The sequence below is a fragment of the Halomonas sp. HL-93 genome (assembly GCF_900086985.1).
Lineage (GTDB): Bacteria > Pseudomonadota > Gammaproteobacteria > Pseudomonadales > Halomonadaceae > Vreelandella.
Map to the genome: position 1 here is coordinate 453,175 of NZ_LT593974.1, position 19,845 is coordinate 473,019.

Here is a 19,845-nt window from a genome sequence, read left to right on the forward strand (position 1 = left end):
ATCCCCCTTTATGGCTGTTTAATGGCGTGCTTGGCATTGGGTGCTGGGCTACCCCAGTTGGTAAAGTACGCCACCAAAAAAAGTGCTGTTAACACAAACCACCAAAATAGGTTCCAGACAATAAGAAACGGAATGCCCAGTACCATGGGTTCTATTCGGTTAGCCAGCATAATGACCGGGCTTTCCAGCATTAAAAAGCTGAAAATTATGCCACCGTAGAGCGCTAGTTTGTGCGGAGTTAAATACTTCATAGTGAGTAAGCCCTTCAGTTGTAAGAAATTTGTGAGCAGTGCAATGCACTGTGGGGCGTGACCTGTATTATTAGTATTTATTCGTATAAATATAACAATTAGGCAATTTGGTGATCAGCGTCAAGCGACTAGGATGCTGAAACAGCTTTTTTGCGTATGGATTTTCTAACGTGAACAAAAGAAAAGCATAATTTTACAAACGTGTTTAGTCAGCCATGCTGAGGTGATGCCTTATAGCGATGGAGCTGGACACCATGTTTGGACTAAAAAGCAAAACATCCCCGCAGGCTTCTGCGGATGCTGTTGAAGATCACTCGCCTAATGCCGCGCTTAATCAGCATTACTGGATGCCGTTTAGCTCGAATCGGGACTTTCGTGCCAACCCGCGGGTGATTACCGGAGCGGAAGGTCGCTATTACATCGACGACCAGGGCCGTAAGCTGTTTGATTCGCTTTCCGGCCTATGGACCTGTGGTGCGGGCCACAACCGCGAAGAGATCCAAAAAGCCGTTGCAGCGCAGCTAGGCACCCTCGACTTTGCCCCTGGCTTCCAAATTGGCCACCCGCTGGCGTTCAAGCTGGCGGAAAAGGTCTCAAGCCTCACGCCCGCCGGGCTCGACCATGTGTTTTTCACTAACTCAGGCTCAGAAGCCGCGGATACCTCGGTCAAAATGGCCAAGGCCTACTGGCGCTTGAAAGGCAAGCCAGAGAAAACCCGCATGATCGGCCGTGCCAAGGGCTACCATGGCGTCAACATTGGCGGCACTAGCCTGGGCGGTATTGGCCCCAACCGGAAACACTACGGCCCATTGATGGACGTCACGCACCTACCGCATACCCTGCAAGCGGGCCACGCCTATACGCGTGGCCAGGCGGAAACCGGCGTCGAGCTTGCCGATGCGCTGCTCGATCAAATCGCGCTGCACGACGCCTCGACCATTGCGGCGGTGATTGTCGAGCCGATGTCAGGCTCGGCGGGGGTGATTGTGCCCCCCAAAGGCTACCTGGATCGGCTGCGTGAGATATGTACCGCCCACGATATCCTGCTGATCTTCGACGAGGTGATCACTGCCTTCGGGCGCAGTGGTGCCACCACAGGTGCCGAGGCCTTTGGCGTGACGCCGGATATCATGAACGTTGCCAAGCAGATCACCAACGGCGCCATCCCCATGGGCGCGGTGATCGCCTCCAGCGAGATTTTCGATACCTTTATGCACGCGGGCGGCCCCCAGCACGCGGTTGAATTCCCCCACGGCTATACTTACAGCGCCCACCCGGTGGCCTGTGCGGCGGGGCTCGCTGCGCTTGACATGATGGAGCGTGACAACTTCCCCGCCCAGGTGAAGGCCATCGCGCCTACCTTTGAGCAGAAGCTGCACGCCCTGAAAGGGCGCAACCATATTGTCGATATTCGCAACTACGGTCTGGCCGGGGCGATTCAGTTGGCCCCCCGCGATGGCGATCCCACGATTCGTCCCCGCGACGCGCACATGGCGCTTTGGGAGGCGGGCTTCTACGTGCGCTACGGCGGCGACACGCTGCAGTTCGGCCCTCCGTTTGGCACTACCGAGGCCGAACTCGAGCGCCTGTTCGACGCGGTGGCGACCACCCTGGATTCGCTGGCATAGGTTATTTCGGAGAGTAAAACATGAGTGTTGTTTCCCACCTGATTAACGGTGAGTTGATCGAAAGTCAGCGCACGCTGGACGTGACTAACCCCTCAACGGGCAAGGTGATCCGCCAGGTGGCGGATGCTAATGCTGCCGACGTGGAACGCGCGATTGCCGCCGCCCAGGCGGCGTTTCCCGCCTGGCGCGATACGCCACCCAACAAGCGCGCCCAGGTCATGTACCGCTTCAAGCAGCTGCTCGAAGATAACGCCGACCGCCTGGTGCAGCTGGTCAGCGAAGAGCACGGCAAAACCCCTGAAGACGCCATGGGCGAGCTCAAACGGGGTATAGAGAACGTCGAGTACGCCTGCGGCGTGCCGGAGCTGCTGAAGGGTGAGTATTCCCACAACGTCGGGCCGGGCATCGATGCCTGGTCCAACTTCCAGCCTCTGGGCGTGGTGGCGGGCATTACCCCGTTCAACTTCCCCGCCATGGTGCCGCTGTGGATGTACCCGATGGCGATTGCCTGCGGTAACACCTTTATCCTCAAGCCGTCGGAAAAAGACCCCTCCGCGGCCATGGCGGTGGCGGAACTGCTCCAGGAAGCCGGGCTCCCCAACGGTGTGATGAACGTGGTGCACGGCGGGCGCGAAGCGGTGGAAACGCTGCTCGATGCCAAGGCCGTCAAAGCCATTTCGTTTGTCGGCTCCACCCCGGTCGCCGAGGCGATCTATACCCGTGGCTCCGCCGCCGGTAAGCGTGTGCAGGCCTTGGGCGGCGCTAAAAACCACGCCGTGGTGCTGCCGGATGCCGATCTGGAAAACGCCGCCAACACCCTGATGGGCGCGGCATATGGCAGCTGCGGCGAGCGCTGTATGGCGATCTCGGTCGCCGTATGCGTGGGCGATGAGACCGCCAATCGACTGGTGGAAACCATGCTGCCCAAAATCGCCCACCTCAAAGTGGGCCCGGGCACCGAGAAAGGCCTGGATATGGGGCCGCTGGTCACCGCCGAGCACCGCGATAAAGTGCTGAGCTTTATCGAGGACGGCGTGAGTGCCGGAGCCACGCTGGTCGCCGATGGGCGTAAGCTGACAGTGCCGGGCCATGAAGAGGGTTACTTTGTCGGCGGCTGCCTGTTCGATAACGTCACCGCCGAGATGCGTATCTACCAGGAAGAGATTTTCGGGCCGGTACTCTGCGTTGTTCGGGTGGGCAGCCTGGACGACGCCATGCAGCTGATCAACGACCACGAGTACGGCAACGGCACCTGCCTGTTCACCCGCGATGGCGAAGCCGCCCGCCGCTTTACCGACGGTATTGAAGTGGGCATGGTCGGGGTCAACGTACCGCTGCCAGTGCCTGTGGCGTATCACAGCTTTGGCGGCTGGAAGCGCTCGCTGTTTGGCGACCTTCATGCCTACGGGCCTGACTCGGTGCGCTTCTATACCCGCCGCAAGGCGGTGTCCCAGCGCTGGCCGTCGGTCAGTGAAGCGACCCAGGCCGAGTTCTCGTTCCCGGCCAATCAGAGTTGACGTCCTGGGGTAACTAGGACATCTTCTCAGCACCATCGCCCGGCGGTGGTGCTTTTTTTGGTGCGTACTTCAGGCGTAAAAGGGACGAGGACAGCGTGGCAAGAACTCAGGACGAAATTCGGCAAACCAACGTGAAAAAGATTCTTCAGGCGGCGGAACAGCTGTTTGCTGAAAAGGGCTATGCCGGCGCCTCCATGGGCGATATCGCCCAGCTGGCCGACATTCCCAAATCCAATGTGCACTATTACTTTGCGACCAAAAAAGCCCTCTATCAGGAAGTGCTGCTGGAGCTTTTGGAGGTATGGAAGCAGGACGCGCTGTGCTTTGAGCTCTATGACGATCCCCGCGTGGTGCTCTCCAGCTACATTCGCGCCAAGATGAACCACTCGCGTAACCGCGCCCACGGTTCCAAGGTCTGGGCCGCCGAGGTGATGCAGGGTGCACCGATCCTTAAAGAGTGCCTGCGCGACAACCTTTACGAATGGGCCAAGCTCAAGGAGGCCAAGATTCGTGAATGGATCGACACGGGCCAGATCAATCCCGTCGAGCCTTCCTATCTGCTCTACATGATCTGGGCGTCGACCCAGCACTACGCCGACTTCGACTACCAGATCTACCTGCTCAACGACGACCAACCGCTTGACGACCTGCAGTTTGAAAAAGCCGTGCAGTCAGTCACCTCGGTCATCCTTCGGGGGATTGGCCTGACGGCGTGAACGAAAAGTGGCTTGAAGGCATTTAAGTGTACATCTATGCTATGTATATATAGTCTAGGTGTTCACTTATGAATCATATGGTCGCCCGCCAACGCTTGGATGCATGGGATCGCCAGGGGCGCACTATTTTCACGTTGCGAGATCTCGCCAAGCTGTTCCATGAAGATAACTCGAAAACGCTACAGGAAGGGGTGAACCGCCTCCGTCGTCATGGAGTGCTGGAAAGTGTTGCGCGGGGTATCTATCGCTATACCCTGTCTCGAACTCCAGACGCTTATCGACTGGAGCGTATCGCCCGGGCCATGCGGCGCGGCGAATATAGTTACGTCTCCTTAGAGTCGGCTTTATCTGAATATGGCGCTATCTCACAGATTCCGGTGGATCGACTGACTGTTATGACCACCGGCCGAAAGGGCACTTATCGCACACCTTATGGCACCATCGAGTTCACCCATACACGCCGCCCAGTCACCGAGCTGATGGGGCGCATGAAAGATATTGGTCGGCCCCTCAAAATCGCGACGCCTGAAGCCGCTTGGGCTGACCTTAAACGCGTAGGGCGAAATACCCATATGGTCGATGTTGAGGTGTTGAATGAACCGAATTGAGCCTGGGGATTATGAAAAGCTAGTGGTGAAAGCTATGAGAAATCCGGCTTATATACTGAACATTTGGCTCTATAATCTCTTGGAGTGGCCTTGACAACTTGAGAGAATGTCTTTGAGAAAGATGAAGCGCTATTAAACCCGCAACGCTCGGAGATCAATCCAATAGGCAGTTCCGTAGTTATCAGTAGCTGTGATGCTTTGTGAATGCGCTGAGCGATGACATATTGAAGAGGTGTCATACCAAAAGTGGTTTTAAAAGCATGAATAAAGTAATATTTGCTAAGGCAAGCCACTTTGGCTAGTTCGTCAAGCGAAATATCATTAGCTAAATTGGCCTGAATAAAATCAATCACCTCTCTACGTCGTGCCCGAGATAACCTAGGTTTTTTGGAGATTTCCTTTTTTTCAACGCTGCTATATCGTTTCAAAACATGTAGTGCAAACAAGTTAAGCGTTTGCTCTACATAAAGTGATGAAATAGCTGAAGGAGAAGCCAATGCATCCTTGAGCCCGCACGCCAAACCGGTCATTACGGGATCCTGAATGTTCATGCGATGGCCGACTCGGATAACAGGGTTCGCCTGGCCAAAGCATTCAATTGCCTTTAAGTGAAGAAGTTCAGGTGACAAGTGTATTCGGCAAATACAGGGTGTTTGACTCGCTTCTCCAGAGTGCGGTTTCCAGTAAATCTGGTTTTCTAGTGCAGGCGCGATAAACCAGTCATGTTTTCGCTTTCGATAAGTACGCCAACCGCCATTATTGTACTGATACTCACCAATTTCCTCGTTAGCGCTATACAAAACGAATTGATGTTCTTCTGTGGCAGGGCGTAAGCTTTCCTCGGGATCGCGGGGCTGAGTGTGCCAGCCGACATAATAACTCCCCAATTGTGAATTGGATGAGCTAAGTGCCATTTCGCCTGGAATATATTTCTCGTAATCATCTCCGCGAACCGGACTGGAGCTGACGTTCCGCATAGTCATCATCCTTGGATCAGGACATCAACCTAAAGCCTAGCATCTTTGATTAGGATGCGTGCCAGATTATAACGCATCGAATCTGATTGCCGAGGGAAGCGCGTCACAAATATGTTGGCTGGTTCACCAGGGCGGTTGGCCAAGCCTCACAAAGCCACCGCACTGCCAAACACTGATTAGAAAAGCGGTCAGGCATAGGGCTGCTGCGGTCAGAAGCAGTATGGGGAATTGCCCCAATTGGTACAACCAACCGAAAGTAATTCCTGCCACCATGGTTCCTCCGTAGGCCACGGCACTATATATTCCCATAAGCCGCACCCGTTGCCGTTCATCGAGCTGCGTGAGAATAGAAACTAGGCAGTTGAGTCCTATCTGGTTGACGATGCCCCAAAGCATACACCCTAGTACCAAGCTCCAATATTGCTGAGCTAGGAGTAGAAACCCCAGGTAGATGCCAGCAATGGCCAGGAGGACGGTTCTGATTAATTTCTGAGGTGTCCAAATATCGAGAAGGCTCCCACACATACCAGCCAAGCCAAACCCAAGACCGTAGGCCAATACCGCAAAGCCTGCATGAGCCGCTGCTAGATCCAATCCTTGCTGAACTTGGCTTCCAAGAAATGTGTACGTGCCATAGAAGCTCACCATATATAGGAAGCTGATCATCAATGTTGATTTTGCTTCTGGGATGGCCAAGGCCTGAACCAGTGTTGTGGATCCACCCGCGACGCTTGCCCTCCCTGGAGGAAGACGAGAAAAGCCCAGAGTGGCAAGGAAGGTCAGGAGGAAGACTAAATAATAGGCGTAGCGCCATGATAGTAAGTCTGAAACAAATGCGCTCAATGGAACACCGGCCACCATAGCTAAAGACCACCCAGTGATGACCTTCCCCAGTGTGGCTGATTCATGCCCTTTAGGGGCAATAATCGCCGTCATCGAGTACAGTGTTGGCAGCATTATGCCCGCTCCCACGCCAGCCAACGACTGGGCTAAAATCAGTATCGCCCAGTCGGTTGCTAGCCCTGAGGCAAGAATGCCTGCCGCTAGAGTGCAGCCTGACAATTGAAGCGTCAGGCGATACTCGAGGCGTTGAGCTAACCCTGTCAGAAACAGCCCAGCCATTGCCGTTGAGCCGCCGTAAGCAGACACAGCCCAGGCTACCTGAGCAACGCTGGCCCTCAGTGAGTGGGCTATATCATTCAGAATGGGACTCATGAGGAACGCGTTAGAGCCAATGACTGCCACACCAAGCATAAGGACGATCGTACGGAACGTAACGTTATCCTCCAGATTCTGAGAGACCGTCATGAGGCCCCCTGGTGCCCATGTCGGAATGGTATCAGTTGAGTAAGCTCACCAGCCTTCACGACATGCTCAAGGTTCTGAGGATTATGAATAGAAGCAAATCCTTTTGCAGGATCCTTGTTCACTACGATAAGATCAGCCATATAGCCTGGGGCAAGCGCGCCTAGCTTCCCTTCCAAGCCTAAGGTCAAGGCGTTGTCGCTTGTGGCTGCCTTGATGGCCTCCTGAGGCGATAGGCCGGCATATTCCATCAGCAAGTCCATTTCCAGCGCATGGTACTTTCCGTATTGCATGATTTGGCTGTTTCCGGTGTCCGTCCCGCAAAGCAGGGTTATTCCATACTCTCTACTCAACTCGAGCATGGCGATGGCGCAGTCTCGGTTTAGTCGAACCTGATCAATGATGGGTTGGGGGATACCGTACTCTGCCCCATGGCGGCAGATCACTTCCAGAGCGGCAAGGGTAGGCATTATTGGTGTTCCCCGCTCGGCGACAGTTACCAGTTCTTCTGCACGTGCATAGTCTGCATGCATGATCCAATCGACTCCAGCTTCTGCAGCAATACGAGTTGAACCAGCGCCACGAGCGTGAATCGTTACCCGTTTGTTGCGACGGTGAGCTTCGTCCGTGATGGCTTGCAGCTCCACCAGTGAAATCATCTGTTCATTACCCCAGGGGCTATCTCCAACTTTGATGAGATCCACGCCATTTTTGGCTTGGCGTCTTACTTCCGCGACCATCTCTTCTTTGGTGTTTGCGAGAATTCCGATGCCATGTTCTGGAGTGCCGATAGAGGAAGGGTCTGGATCGGCGATGGTGTCATATGTCGAAATAAATCGCCCCCCAGCAAAAATACGTGGCCCTTGAGTTACTCCAAGATTGATTGCATCACGAACCGCGACGTCAGCGAACCAAGCACCTCCAGGAACTGAGATGCCGGTTACGCCGGAGGCCAGCACTGCCTTGGCATTTTCTATTGCCCGTAACGTACACAGTTCTACTCTCGAAGTGCTGCCATCGGGTAGAGCCTGGCCCCAGCTAGGATGCCCGAAAGTGAGATGGCAATGTCCGTCGATAAGTCCTGGCATAATCCATCGATCAGTAGCATCAATGGTATGGATTGAAGGGTTTTCTAGCATCGACTCAAGCTCAGTGGGGTGGATATCCATGCGCATGATGATACCTTGCTCAACGAGTATCCCGGTGTTATTGGTCGCGGGGTCTCCGAGTCCGTTATAAAGCTCTCCACCATATATGAATAATTTACTCATCATTAAGCTTCCTTAAGTAAGGTATAGAAAGTCTGCATCACCGCATGCGTAGACTGAGTGTTTTGGCCCGTGACCAGCTCACGATCCTTGACGGTAAAGGAACTCCAGCTCCCCCCGTTGCGGTAAAGGCAGCCAGCTTGGGTCAAAGCAGTTGGGGCATCTTGCACAATAACTCGCCCTAGCTCCGTGTCAGCTTCCTCCTGTTGGCTGAATGCAGTAACTGCATATCCTTCATACGCAAAGCCTTTTTGAGTCCTCCCCGTACTAAGTAGGGCTATTGGGCCATGGCAAAATAAAGCTGTTGGAAGCCCCCGGCAATGAAAATGCCATAACACCCTGCCTACAGATTTATTACTAGCTAAGTCGACCATCGGGGCATAACCACCAGGCACAAAAACCCCTTTGTAGGCGTTTAGATCAGTACTTGAAAGATCAGCAAGAGAAGCAAACATCCGTTCGTCCTTGAAAAGGCGGTGAAGTTGTAAGCCATACTGGAACTGATCTGGTTGTTCCCAGTTCTTGCATTCACCAGCGCCATCGACATCCAAACTGGCTGGATCAGGTACGGGGAGCTTACCGGTGGGCGTGGCCACAGTTATATCGATACCTCTTTGCGTCAGGTATTGATAAGGTAATGCAAATTCCTCTAACCAATAACCTGTCTCACGATTGAGTCCATCACTACCCTGAATATGTGTAGCTTCGCTGAGGATTATTAAAACTCGCATAAGCTATCTCTTCCTCAAGCTGGCCGTGTCATTACTATTGAGGCGATACCCATAACACCAGTGGTTCATCGAATCGCTATTGTTATGGACGGTGTGTGTAGCTCCTGCGGGTACAAATATCTCTTGCCCGGGTTCGACACGTATATATTCTCCATCAACAACAAAGACCAATGTTCCCTGGATCAGATAAACGACTTCATCGACGGGGTGAATGATAGGAGGCCAATTCTTCCCAGGAGGGTCACGCCACTCAACAAAATTGAAGCCATCTGCAGCCCAGCGTGATTGAATTTCTTTAAGTCTTGAATCGATCGTGTCACTGTCTTCTCCAAATCTTTTTCTCGAATGGGTGGGAAGGGATGGGATGGGGGTTGCAAGTTGGTCCAATATTGTTCCCAGGTCATAATAGAGGCGAATGTCGCTGATCTTCTCTTGTCGCTTCTCAATAACAATGCAAGCAGCCCAGGAGACCTTGCGGCCAGTGGCAGGTATCTTTCCATCCTCAACTATAAAGCCGCCTTGCTGGTGGCCTTCAAACAGAAGTTCACCGATGTCTACTTTCTCAGCGAAATGATGTGAAATGAGGGTTGCTCTCAGATCAGGGAATGAGCTGACCCATTGCTGTAAACTGTCCACGCTTTTTTGGATATCGCTGGTGGCATTAGAAGTAGCCATATCTTTAAAACAAACTTGGTAACCGCAGCGTGCGATGACTCCTGACCAGTCGCGAGCATTGAAGTCGTCGACCAAAGCGCGAGCAGAAGTCGCCAAAGCGATAAATGACATAAGAGTCTCCTTTATTTACTAACACAATCCATGGCTGCGCTAATGCGCTGCCATATCTCGTCGAGATAGTTGAGGTGTTCAGGCTTCATGAGGCATGCACGAAGGCAGGTGACATGGTCTATATCCCACTCCAGCTTTGGAGCTCGGATGGATACCATAGCTTTTGGAACCTGAAACAGAGCTAGGTGAATTTCCTGAGTAGCACAGCTCTGTAACAGGGCTTGGGATAACTGTGACACCTCACTAGCTTTAGCCCCTTTGGGCATCCAAACTGCAATATCCAGATCCGGTACCCAGGCAGTGAGAAATCGACAATCGGCGTGTACAAGAGATACAAGCCGCTGTGCAGCCTGCCTACTTCTGGCTAGGCGTTGACCCAATTCCCCTCCGGGTTTTAATGGAAACGCCTGCATTGTCGCGTAAAGGGCAACTGCCGAGGCCCCTGCCCGAGAGCACTCGAGGCTTATTTCTCCCAGATGTAGTTCATCTGAGCTGAAATAGGTATATGGCGATTCGTGCTGGTAGTGTCTGCCTACGAGAGGGTCTGAAAATAGAACGCACCCACAGCCGTATGGTTGCAGGCCATGTTTATGTGGATCGATGACAACAGAGTCGGTAAACTGAATGCTGCTAAAATGTCGCCTGATCGACTCATCAAGAGATTCATCGAGCATGAAGTAACCGCCATATGCGGCATCGACATGTATCCGAAAGTCATAGTGTTTCCGAAGCTGAAGCACCTCAAATAATGGATCAATGGCGCCGAATCCTGTTGTTCCAAGCGTTACTACGACAGTACCTATTGTTCCGTCGCCAAGCATTTTATCCAAGGCTTGAATGTCCATGCGCCCTATCGAGTCGCTGGGTATCTCCCTAAACTCCAATCCCAATACACCACTGATCCGCTGGTGGGTATAGTGGGCCTGATCTGACGCGGCAATAGCTTTTCCGGGATGTTCCAGGTTTGCAATCCACAGAGCCTCAAGATTGGCCATTGTTCCACCACTGGTTAGATGACCAAGGTAGTGGGTAATCTCGAACATTTCAGCTATACCTTTCACTGCCTCCTTTTCCATGGCAGAACTGGCAATGCCTCCGTCAAGTGCATGATTATTGGGATTGATGTGCAGAGCGAGCTGGTAGGCCAAACGGGCAACGTGATGTGGAGGCTTAAGCATCTGGCCTAAATAGTAAGGATGAAAGTAGGGGTAGTTATCGTGGAGTCTCTCGGCGACATCTCGCAAAATTCTTGACATATTTACAGGATCGTTTGACTCCTCTGTCTTGGGTAAGTGACTATAACCTTCTTCTAAAACCTTGAGGCTTTCATGAAGAAGTTTTGTTTCCCGAGAGAAGCTATTCATTGGGAACTCCTTCAGTTGAAAGTTTCGATAAGTCCGCATCAATAGTTGAAAGTCGCTTCCTTTTGAAATTTTTGAGTACTTCGCGGGCTGGTGATGCCGATGCCTTTGTTCGGAGGCTAGTCTGTTCTTGTACAAACTGGTCACAGACATATGCATGCGCTTCATAAGCTTTGGCTAGAGCATTATCGAAGGCCTCCTTCGCGTCTGAAAGATCGTCTGGAAGATCTAGAAAATAGGGCCGCAATGCTTTCATCTGTCTTACAAGCGCATTGTGGTCAGATGAGTCCAATCCACTGAAGCGATTTGGCATAGAGGGCCTAATCACATTTATATAATTATCACGGCTGAAATCCGCTGCAAATTTCATAGAAAACGACGAAACCTCCAAAAGCGCTGCTGCATCCAACAGCTCTCCTTTGGCCCTGGAGGTGTTTCCAGCTTTTAAGTTGTTTTCAAAGCGGGATAGACTAATAAGAGTCCCTTGAATCCTGAATTCATAGAATAACTGCAGCACTTTGGATCATACGGTAGAGGCAGGAGGGCCAGCAGCGGTACCCTCTCCGCCTTACCGACCAAAGTGAAGCAGAGTATGGGATACCGACAACTGACCCAGGCACAACGATATCAAATTTTTGCCCACAGGGATGTAGGGGTGAGCCAACGTCAGATTGCTCAACAGCTTGGCATTCACAGCAGTACCGTGAGCCGTGAGCTGAGACGTAATTCAGGTGCCAAGGGATATGAACCCGCAAAAGCGCAGCGTTACAGCGATCAGAGACGCCGCTCTGCTTGGAAGTGGACAAAGCGACTCCCTAGCCTGATCAATGCCGTAGCTGACAGGCTTAGGGAAGAATGGAGTCCAGAGCAGATTAGCGGTTTTATGGCGCCGTTGACGGGTATAGGGGTGAGTCATCAATGGGTCTATTCGTTGATCTGGGACGATAAGGCCAAGGGTGGCGATTTGTGGCGACACCTCCGCCAGCCCAAGCGTCGCAGTAAACATCGTGCCAATGCCAAAAGCGCAGGACTAGGCAAGATTCCTAAGCGTGTGGGGATAGAGCATCGGCCGCCTGCTATCGAAAGACGCCTCACCATCGGTCACTGGGAAGGCGACACGGTGCTTTATGGGCACAAGCAAGCGGGGATAGTGACGTTGGTAGAGCGACGAAGTGGCTACTTGTTGGCGGCACGTCTTCCAAAGGTAACGGCAGAACTAACGCAGAAAGCCATGGTTCGGTTACTTAAGCCTCGTCGGGGCGCGGTGAAGACGATCACGCTAGACAATGGCTCGGAGTTTGCAGACCACGAGACGGTCGCAAAAGCGGTTAGCGCCTCCGTGTATTTCTGTGATCCTTACTGCTCAGGCCAACGTGGGACAAACGAGAACACCAACGGCCTGATCAGGCAGTATTTTCCGAAAGGTACAGACTTCCGGAAGGTGACTAATGTAGAGCTGCGACGCGTTGTTCACAAGCTGAACGATAGACCCAGAAAGCGGCTGGGATACCGAACCCCAGCCCAGGTGTTCTTAGGAGAATATTCAGGAGCGCTAGAAACCGCGGGTGCTGCACTTATTAGTTGAATTCAGGATTAGAGAAATAAAAAGATGATGGCCTGTTGTCCAGCGCTTTAGATGTGTGTTCATTGGGCAAGAGCCTCCTCTTGATTGCCAGTTATGTCAGTGTTGTCTTGGTCGAGTATTTTTCCAACAATCAGGGGAAGCATTCTCATTATCTGTTGCCACTCATCATGAGGAAGCTGCGAACCATTCTGCTGAGCATCAATGATGGCGCTACGAAAAGCCAGGAGATGAGACTTTATAGCCGCCTCAATATTGCGACTTTGTATGCGGCGTATGCGGAAGTAATTATCGAAAAGAGCATAATTGGCAGCAGGTGCATATACTTCTTTTACCTCAAAAAAACTGATTTTATCGATCATGTTATTTAATGCGGCTATCTGTGCCTGGCTGCTGATTTTGTTAAATCCGCTCAGTGATTCGATAGCTATTTTTGAGGTGAGTTTTGACTGCCTGAGGTAGCAAAATGTTTTGATATCTTCAGGAAGAAATGTCTCTATATAGTCTACATTCTGCATATATGTATCCTCCTTGTGCGACGTTTATTAAAATCCTAGTTCAGTTTAAAATGGCTGAGTTGGCTAAAGTTGCTTTAGTTTTTCAGTTTGTTGCGTATTTGGCGGTTGTTTCACTTATCAATGGTCGGAGCGCCCATCAAAGATTTACATGGATTCGCAGCTTGGATTCCACCGATGAGGTCAGCTAACCGGATTAAGTCTCGCCAGAGTATGCTTATTCCTGGCGGGTAATTGCTTGAATGGATCCAGATGAACAACACCATCATTTGGCAAATGGTCGTTTGCCTAAAGACGAAATGCCCGCGTCAATGCTAATCTCAGTACGAAGAAGATCTATAACCCCTAATTTCATCAAGAGATAAAAGAAAAATGGAGAGTTATACCGGACAGCCTGTTATCGGTGTTGGCGCTATTCTTGCCCGGCCTGACGGCGCTGTGCTGCTTGGCTACCGCGATAAGCCCGGTGAATCGCCATGCTGGTGTTTACCCGGCGGCCATGTTGATGCGGGAGAATCATTTGAAGCGGCGGCTGTTCGCGAAGTTGCTGAAGAAACGGGTATTTCCGAGCTGCAGCGTCCAAAATTGCTGGCGGTTACCCAGAACTTGAATAGTGCAGCCTCTATCATAACAGGGGCAGTGCTCGCCAACGTGGAACAGGAGGCTGACGCATTGGTGCTTGAGCCGGAAGTATTTACTCAATGGCGCTGGTTCAGAGCCGGCGCGCTTCCCACGCCGTTATTCCCGGCCAGCCAGGCGGTACTTGCCCACTGGCGGGGTCATGAGCCGCCAACCGGCTGGCTGACGTATCCCATCGTTCCAGTAGCGTAAATCACGCGATGTAGAGCGAGATTTTATATCGGCACCGACGTCTCAAACTTATGCTGCTTACGCGACAGTAACGTGCGGAACTTGCGTAGGTTGTCATCGCTATAGAGCACTCGGTCAAGGAAACGGTCGTACTCATCTAAATCAGCCACCGTCACAATCAATACAAAGTCACACTCACCGGTCACTTGGTAACATTGCTTAACCTCCGGTGCGCTCAGAGCGGATGTCAAAAAGCGCTGGTAGAGCGACTTGTTATCCCGCTCCATTGTCACCTCCACCACCATATGTAGGCACTGCCCCAAGGTGTTGGGGTTGAGCAGCGCCACCTCCCGCTCGATGATTCCCGCGTCGCGCAACCGCTTAACCCGCTTTAAACAGGCAGAGGGAGAGAGCCCTATCTCATCCGCTAACGCTTGATTGGTCAGGCTGGCGTCACGCTGTAGCTGGTCAAGGATTCGTCGATCAATGGCATCCATGAAATAAAATGCTCTCCCTGCGCTTATAAAGAACGAATAGTGATCGTTAGTGCGGTATTGAAAAGAAGATTCTGCATTGCCTCTTTTACAATAACGATTATTCAGACGATGGCAATGGAGAGCCAGAGGTGTATGAGCATTTATCACCTATTAGGTAGCTTATCTAGCGTTCTCAAAGATGCGCTGCGCGTATACATGACGCTACTCAAAATCCTGATCCCGGCGTTGCTTATCGTCAAAGGATTAGAACTGCTAGGTGTGGTCGGTTGGTTGGGCGCCGTATTGGCCCCTTTAATGAGCGTGCTGGGATTGCCCGAGCAAATGGGTATTGTTTGGGCGGCGGCGCTCTTCACTAATTTGTACACCGCCATCGCGGTATTTTTCCAAGTTGCTGGTGATACGCCCTTGAGTTGCGAGCAAGTAACCGTGCTAGGTGCGTTAATGCTGGTAGGACACTCGATCCCTGTTGAGGGGGCGGTTGCCAAGCGTGCGGGTGTACCCTGGTGGGCTACGCTAGTGCTGCGTGTCGGTGGGGCTTTGTTGTTTGCTTGGCTTTTACACTGCTTCTATTCGTATTTTGATTTGTTACAAGCGCCTGCAGCATTGGTATGGCAGCCAAGTTTTTCGACAGCGCCAACGCTAAGTGGTTGGGCAGTGGCTCAGCTTGAAACGCTAACACTTGTTTTTGTCATTATTTTAGCGCTGATTGTGCTCCTGAAACTTCTGAAAAAGATTGGCCTGGAGCGCTGGATTCATCTTGGGTTGCTACCGCTACTCAAGCTATTAGGCATCGGCCGTTCGGCCGCTAATGTAACGGTGATTGGGTTCACGCTGGGGCTAAGCTATGGCGCGGGGCTGTTGATTCGTGACGTGCAAAATGGGGTGCTTAGCAAGCGAGAAAGCACATTAGCGCTTTGCTTTCTCGGCCTCTGCCACAGCGTTATAGAAGATACGCTGCTGATCTTAATGCTCGGGGCCGATATAGCGGGCATTTTGTGGGCAAGGTTGCTGTTTGCCGTTGTGGTTGTCGCGATTATCGCTCGCTGGCCCAAAGCCACGGTAACTAATAAATAAGCAAGTACGCCCTAGAGGTGCTTTGAGCTGGTCGCCTCGGTAATTATGAGAGGGATCGGGCTAACGGCTTAAGCTAGGGAAGAAGATTTGAAAATCTGTAAGTATACACCTAGACTATGAATATATAGTCCAGGTGTCTACTTATGGATCAAATGCTCGCTCGCCAACGCTTGGATGCTTGGGATCGTCGGGGGCGCACTATCTTTACGCTGCGAGATATCGCCAAGCTGTTCCACGAGGATAGTCCGAAAACGCTGCAAGAAGGCGTAAACCGACTCCGTCGTCATGGGGTGCTTGAAGGTGTTGCGCGAGGTATCTACCGCTATACCCTGTCTCGAACCCCAGATGCTTACCGGCTGGAGCGTATCGCTCGTGCCATGCGGCGTGGTGAATACAGCTATGTATCTTTAGAGTCTGCCTTATCAGAATACGGTGCTATCTCACAGATTCCGGTTGATCGACTGACCGTGATGACGACCGGCCGAAAGGGAACCTATCACACACCTTATGGCACCATTGAGTTTACCCACACAAGCCGCCCAATCACTGAATTGATGGAGCGAATGAAGGATATCGGCCGCCCCCTCAAAATCGCGACACCTGAAGCTGCCTGGGCTGATCTAAAACGTGTAGGGAGAAATACCCATCTAGTCGATATCGAGGTGCTAAATGAGCCGGATTGAGCCGGGTGATTATGAAAAGCTGGTGGCGCAAGCCATGGAGGATCCAGCGCGTAAAGCCATGCGCCCGGTGATTGAAAAGGAACTGCTCCACTTCGATATTCTATATGCCCTTGATAGAGAAGGACTGCTTGATGCACTAACGTTCCAAGGGGGAACGTGTTTGCGACTTTGCCGGGGGGCACCAAGATTTAGTGAAGACCTGGATTTCGCGGGAGACCGACACTTTAAGCGTGAAAACTTTACGCGGATCAAAGAATGTATTGAAGATTACATGAGTAGCCGCTATCGTCTTGAGGTCACAGTGAAAGCACCAAAAGAACTCAGAGACGATCCTCGATACGCTGATGTAAGAGTCGATAAGTGGCAGGTTGCCGTCGTAACCGCACCCATGCGACCAGACATTCCGAAGCAGCGAATCAAGCTGGAGATCGCGAACATTCCTGCTTATACCCGCGAGGCGCATGCCATCAAGATTCACTATCCTTTTCTGCCTGATGGGTACAGTGATCTATTGGTCGTCACTGAAAGTAACGATGAGATCATGGCAGACAAGCTCGTCTCGTTAGTGAACACCAAAAAGTATGTGCGTCACCGGGATATCTGGGATCTGCAATGGTTAAAGCAGCAAGGCGCGACACTTAAACTTGATTTACTCCAGCGCAAACTCAATGATTACAGCGTTGAGAATTACGCAATCAAGGCGCGCGGCATGATCGAGCAACTGCCCAGTATTATTTCAGGCACTGCTTTCTATTCAGAAATGACGCGATTTCTCCCCACTGACACGCTGGAACGAACGCTGGATAATCCGTTATTCGGCAACTTTCTGTCGCGAGAACTGACAACAATGCTTAGTTCGGTTGTCGCAACGCTAGACGGGCCTGAACCAAATACACCGCCTCCAGAATTTACGCTTTAACGTGCCCATCGACACCCCCAACGCTTGACGAACTACAGTTCGAAAAAAAAGCGGTGCAGTCGGTGACTTCCGTGATCTTGAGAGGGATCGGGCTAACGGCTTGAGCTGGGCAGATCCCCTCTTCAAGTCAGTTGGGGTTATCTCAGCGGTCCGCCGGTAACCGTGGTCTTCAAGCCATCAATGATGGCTTGGCCGTCTTCGTTCTTGAGCTCGTCGTACCAGGCTTGGGTGTGAGTGGCGTCGTGCCCATGGATCATCGCTGCGCGCTTGCGGGCGCGTTGGACAATTTCCCCCACCCGGTCGACGCGCGCCCTATCATACTGCGTTAAGGCGCTGGCAATGGCCGCCGACGTGTCCGCGTTTTCTTCAAGTGACCGCTGTACCGCTTGGGCAAGCACCCAGGCATCTTCCATGGCTTGGCAGCCGCCCTGGCCGAGGTCTGGCGCCATGCCATGGGCGGCGTCGCCAAGCAGTGCGACGCGGGGCGCGGTTAGCGAATCGAGCGGTGGGATATCGTAGATTTCCACGCGTGCCATGCGCGCCGGGTCAAAGCGTTCAATCAACGTCTGTACGGGCTCGGCCCAGCCTGCGAAATGCCCACGTAACTCATCGCGATAGTGATTGGCGTCGTTGGTAGTGCCAGCGGGGAGGGGCACATCAAAGAAGCAATAAAACTCCTGAGCACCTTCCTCATTACCACCGCTACCCATGGGCATAAACGAAACCCGCTTAGCGTCGCCGACATACTGGTCCCAATGGCTCAGCGGTGCCAAGGCTTCATCAGCGGGCACGCGAACATTCCAGTTCACGTAGCCAACGTATTGGCGCTCAACGGGGTGACCCACTACTTTGCCGCGTAGTTTTGAGTGTGTGCCTTCGGCCACTACCAGCAAGTCGGCATGTAGGCTTTCGCCGTCGTCAAAATGTGCCGACACGCCGTCCTGCGTTAACGTGTAATCATCGCAACGGCGGCCAAACTGGATGTGCTCGGACCCGACGGCCTCCAGCAGTGTTTGTTGAAGCGCGGCGCGGGCAATCGGGCAGGCCCGCTGGCCCACATCGCCAAACAGCGGTGCAAGACTGAAGTCGGTCAAGGTTTGCCCGGTGTGGGTGAGATAACGCATCTGGGTCATCTCACCGCTCAGGCCTTCGATGGTTTCGCCAAGCCCCAGCTGATGCATGACTTTGACGCCGTTAGGCCATAGTGAAATCGCCGCGCCCACTGGGCGGATGGTCGCCACGCGCTCGACAACCCTGACGTGGTGCCCTTGCTGCTGGAAAGCGAGGGCCGTGCTCAGTCCCCCAATGCCCGCGCCGATAACGAGAATGTTGAGAGGGGTTGGGTGTGGGCGGGGCATGACAAACTCCTTAAAACGGTAAAATAGCGCGATGTTGACGAGCAGGCGCAGTTTACGACCTCAGCCAACCGCTGTGACTAACTGTATACAAAATTGAGTCGTAATGTACAAGCATCAGCAATGCCAAGCTAAGTAGGCGTGTTGGAGAGTACTTGCTGGACAATGGCGATGCTGCAAACCAGGGCGAAAAAACCTCTAAAAAATTGCCTATGAGACCCTTGAAAGCCGCTCAAATGATCCTATTTTCAGCTTGTAGAGGCCAGTGCGACGGCATGAAGGCCTCTTACCACAATCTGCTTAACGTAGGAGGTGTTCGATATGTTCGATGATCTCAAGCGTTTTGACGTAGGCTCGCCCCAACGGCTGGATTGGTTCCGGCAGTTGTTGGACGACTTCCTGCCTAATGATGCCGCTGCGGACATTCGCGCGGTGCCGCATGGCAGCTTTCCAATGATCAACGTAGCGCGTAGCGATGAAGCCGTACACGTTTATGTGTTTGCGGCGGGGCTAGACGCTTCGGACCTCACTATTGATGTCCAAGACAATGTGCTCACGCTGCGCGGTAAGCGTGAATCTGTCATCGGCAATGGCAACAACGGCAACTCGCGTCCGGTCTTTCGCCGTGAACGCGTTAACGGTGACTTCGTGCGTGCCATTGCATTGCCGGATGGCGTGGATGCCGATCGCGCCGAAGCACGTTATGCCCATGGCGTATTCGAGATAGTACTGCCCAAGCGCGAGGAGCTTAAGCCGCGTCGCATTGATGTCCAAGCGGCTTGATCATTGTTTATTAAGCATTTTAGGAGGTGATAAGCCATGAATAAGATGGTTCGTTCATCCGATAATCAAGCGGTTCAGCAAGGTGGCGAAGAGAAACGCCGTGAAGAGACATTGTTGCCAGCGGTCGACATTGTTGAAGAGGCTGATGCCCTCAAACTGGTCGCTGATATGCCCGGCGTGACGCATGAATCGCTTAACGTAGAGCTCGACAATAACGTACTGAGCCTGGAAGGGAATATCAGCCTCAACATGCCGGAGGGGCTGAGTGCACTTCACGCCGAGGTACGTGGGCAGCGCTTTGCACGACGTTTCAACCTCAGTCACGAAGTCGACGGTGATGCCATTACGGCTCGTATCGTCAATGGTGTACTGACGGTAACGCTGCCGAAAAAAGATAGCCATCGAACCCGGCGAATAGACGTCCAAGCTGCTTGAGGGACGTGAGTATCCTTCCTCTATGTTTTGTTGAGCCTTTTAAT

Annotated in this window: 22 protein-coding genes; 11 read left to right on the top strand and 11 right to left on the bottom strand. The window is 52.5% G+C overall.

Annotation, left to right across the window (positions count from 1 at the left end):
• Positions 1 to 8: 8 nt before the first annotated feature.
• On the bottom strand, positions 9 to 251 hold the full coding sequence (locus tag GA0071314_RS01985) for a hypothetical protein (protein ID WP_074395070.1): 243 nt from the start codon (positions 249 to 251) through the stop codon (positions 9 to 11).
• A 254-nt stretch (positions 252 to 505) separates the two neighbouring features.
• On the opposite strand from GA0071314_RS01985, the gene GA0071314_RS01990 reads away from it, so the two are divergent.
• From GA0071314_RS01990 to abiEi (GA0071314_RS02005), 4 genes are all read left to right on the top strand, one after another.
• Positions 506 to 1,879, top strand: coding sequence for an aspartate aminotransferase family protein (locus GA0071314_RS01990; RefSeq protein WP_074395071.1), 1,374 nt, complete (start codon positions 506 to 508; stop codon positions 1,877 to 1,879).
• Between the two features lie 20 nt (positions 1,880 to 1,899).
• Positions 1,900 to 3,396, top strand: a complete 1,497-nt coding sequence (locus GA0071314_RS01995) for a CoA-acylating methylmalonate-semialdehyde dehydrogenase (RefSeq protein ID WP_074395072.1) — start codon at positions 1,900 to 1,902, stop codon at positions 3,394 to 3,396.
• A 95-nt stretch (positions 3,397 to 3,491) separates the two neighbouring features.
• Positions 3,492 to 4,112 (top strand): TetR/AcrR family transcriptional regulator, encoded by a 621-nt coding sequence (locus tag GA0071314_RS02000; protein ID WP_074395073.1) that lies wholly within the window; start codon positions 3,492 to 3,494, stop codon positions 4,110 to 4,112.
• Positions 4,113 to 4,180: 68 nt separating this feature from the next.
• Positions 4,181 to 4,720, top strand: coding sequence for a type IV toxin-antitoxin system AbiEi family antitoxin (abiEi, locus tag GA0071314_RS02005; protein WP_074395074.1), 540 nt, complete (start codon positions 4,181 to 4,183; stop codon positions 4,718 to 4,720).
• Positions 4,721 to 4,752: 32 nt separating this feature from the next.
• On the opposite strand, the gene GA0071314_RS02010 is transcribed toward abiEi (GA0071314_RS02005), so the two are convergent.
• The 7 genes from GA0071314_RS02010 to GA0071314_RS02045 form a co-directional block, all read right to left on the bottom strand.
• Positions 4,753 to 5,697 (bottom strand): helix-turn-helix domain-containing protein, encoded by a 945-nt coding sequence (locus tag GA0071314_RS02010; protein ID WP_074395075.1) that lies wholly within the window; start codon positions 5,695 to 5,697, stop codon positions 4,753 to 4,755.
• 123 nt (positions 5,698 to 5,820) lie between these two features.
• Positions 5,821 to 7,005: an MFS transporter gene (locus GA0071314_RS02015; protein WP_074395076.1), complete on the bottom strand. Its 1,185-nt coding sequence runs from the start codon at positions 7,003 to 7,005 to the stop codon at positions 5,821 to 5,823.
• The gene (locus tag GA0071314_RS02020) at positions 7,002 to 8,276 is read right to left on the bottom strand and encodes a metal-dependent hydrolase family protein (RefSeq protein ID WP_074395077.1); all 1,275 of its coding nucleotides are present in this window, start codon (positions 8,274 to 8,276) and stop codon (positions 7,002 to 7,004) included. The genes GA0071314_RS02015 and GA0071314_RS02020 overlap by 4 nt, the downstream gene beginning before the upstream one ends.
• The gene (locus GA0071314_RS02025; RefSeq protein WP_074395078.1) at positions 8,276 to 9,001 is read right to left on the bottom strand and encodes a type 1 glutamine amidotransferase domain-containing protein; all 726 of its coding nucleotides are present in this window, start codon (positions 8,999 to 9,001) and stop codon (positions 8,276 to 8,278) included. Before GA0071314_RS02025 ends, GA0071314_RS02020 begins: the two co-directional genes overlap by 1 nt.
• Before the next feature lie 3 nt (positions 9,002 to 9,004).
• Positions 9,005 to 9,787, bottom strand: a complete 783-nt coding sequence (locus GA0071314_RS19305) for a cupin domain-containing protein (RefSeq protein ID WP_082934178.1) — start codon at positions 9,785 to 9,787, stop codon at positions 9,005 to 9,007.
• Between the two features lie 11 nt (positions 9,788 to 9,798).
• Positions 9,799 to 11,151 carry a pyridoxal phosphate-dependent decarboxylase family protein gene (locus tag GA0071314_RS02040; RefSeq protein WP_074395079.1) on the bottom strand — a complete coding sequence of 451 codons (1,353 nt, stop codon included), beginning with the start codon at positions 11,149 to 11,151 and terminating at the stop codon, positions 9,799 to 9,801.
• A complete protein-coding gene (locus tag GA0071314_RS02045) occupies positions 11,144 to 11,665 on the bottom strand; it encodes a hypothetical protein (protein ID WP_074395080.1) in 522 nt (173 codons plus the stop codon). The genes GA0071314_RS02040 and GA0071314_RS02045 overlap by 8 nt, the downstream gene beginning before the upstream one ends.
• Before the next feature lie 75 nt (positions 11,666 to 11,740).
• Here GA0071314_RS02045 and GA0071314_RS02050 point away from each other — a divergent pair, with 75 nt between their 5' ends.
• The gene (locus GA0071314_RS02050; RefSeq protein WP_074394883.1) at positions 11,741 to 12,733 is read left to right on the top strand and encodes an IS30 family transposase; all 993 of its coding nucleotides are present in this window, start codon (positions 11,741 to 11,743) and stop codon (positions 12,731 to 12,733) included.
• 59 nt (positions 12,734 to 12,792) lie between these two features.
• Here the strand turns inward: GA0071314_RS02050 and GA0071314_RS02055 are convergent, their stop codons facing one another.
• The gene (locus tag GA0071314_RS02055) at positions 12,793 to 13,248 is read right to left on the bottom strand and encodes a hypothetical protein (protein ID WP_074395081.1); all 456 of its coding nucleotides are present in this window, start codon (positions 13,246 to 13,248) and stop codon (positions 12,793 to 12,795) included.
• A 369-nt stretch (positions 13,249 to 13,617) separates the two neighbouring features.
• Here GA0071314_RS02055 and GA0071314_RS02065 point away from each other — a divergent pair, with 369 nt between their 5' ends.
• A complete protein-coding gene (locus GA0071314_RS02065; protein ID WP_074395083.1) occupies positions 13,618 to 14,076 on the top strand; it encodes a nucleotide triphosphate diphosphatase NUDT15 in 459 nt (152 codons plus the stop codon).
• Between the two features lie 23 nt (positions 14,077 to 14,099).
• On the opposite strand, the gene GA0071314_RS02070 is transcribed toward GA0071314_RS02065, so the two are convergent.
• On the bottom strand, positions 14,100 to 14,552 hold the full coding sequence (locus GA0071314_RS02070; RefSeq protein ID WP_074395084.1) for an Lrp/AsnC family transcriptional regulator: 453 nt from the start codon (positions 14,550 to 14,552) through the stop codon (positions 14,100 to 14,102).
• A gap of 132 nt (positions 14,553 to 14,684) precedes the next feature.
• Between GA0071314_RS02070 and GA0071314_RS02075 the strand changes: the two genes are divergently transcribed.
• From GA0071314_RS02075 to GA0071314_RS02085, 3 genes are all read left to right on the top strand, one after another.
• Positions 14,685 to 15,626 carry a hypothetical protein gene (locus GA0071314_RS02075; protein WP_074395085.1) on the top strand — a complete coding sequence of 314 codons (942 nt, stop codon included), beginning with the start codon at positions 14,685 to 14,687 and terminating at the stop codon, positions 15,624 to 15,626.
• A 143-nt stretch (positions 15,627 to 15,769) separates the two neighbouring features.
• Positions 15,770 to 16,309, top strand: coding sequence for a type IV toxin-antitoxin system AbiEi family antitoxin (gene abiEi / locus GA0071314_RS02080; RefSeq protein ID WP_074395086.1), 540 nt, complete (start codon positions 15,770 to 15,772; stop codon positions 16,307 to 16,309).
• Positions 16,296 to 17,228 (top strand): nucleotidyl transferase AbiEii/AbiGii toxin family protein, encoded by a 933-nt coding sequence (locus tag GA0071314_RS02085; RefSeq protein WP_074395087.1) that lies wholly within the window; start codon positions 16,296 to 16,298, stop codon positions 17,226 to 17,228. Before abiEi (GA0071314_RS02080) ends, GA0071314_RS02085 begins: the two co-directional genes overlap by 14 nt.
• Positions 17,229 to 17,365: 137 nt before the next feature.
• Here the strand turns inward: GA0071314_RS02085 and hpxO are convergent, their stop codons facing one another.
• The gene (gene hpxO / locus GA0071314_RS02090) at positions 17,366 to 18,586 is read right to left on the bottom strand and encodes an FAD-dependent urate hydroxylase HpxO (protein ID WP_074395088.1); all 1,221 of its coding nucleotides are present in this window, start codon (positions 18,584 to 18,586) and stop codon (positions 17,366 to 17,368) included.
• A gap of 318 nt (positions 18,587 to 18,904) precedes the next feature.
• Between hpxO and GA0071314_RS02095 the strand changes: the two genes are divergently transcribed.
• On the top strand, positions 18,905 to 19,366 hold the full coding sequence (locus GA0071314_RS02095) for an Hsp20/alpha crystallin family protein (protein ID WP_074395089.1): 462 nt from the start codon (positions 18,905 to 18,907) through the stop codon (positions 19,364 to 19,366).
• 36 nt (positions 19,367 to 19,402) lie between these two features.
• On the top strand, positions 19,403 to 19,801 hold the full coding sequence (locus tag GA0071314_RS02100) for an Hsp20/alpha crystallin family protein (protein ID WP_074395090.1): 399 nt from the start codon (positions 19,403 to 19,405) through the stop codon (positions 19,799 to 19,801).
• Positions 19,802 to 19,845 lie beyond the last annotated feature (44 nt).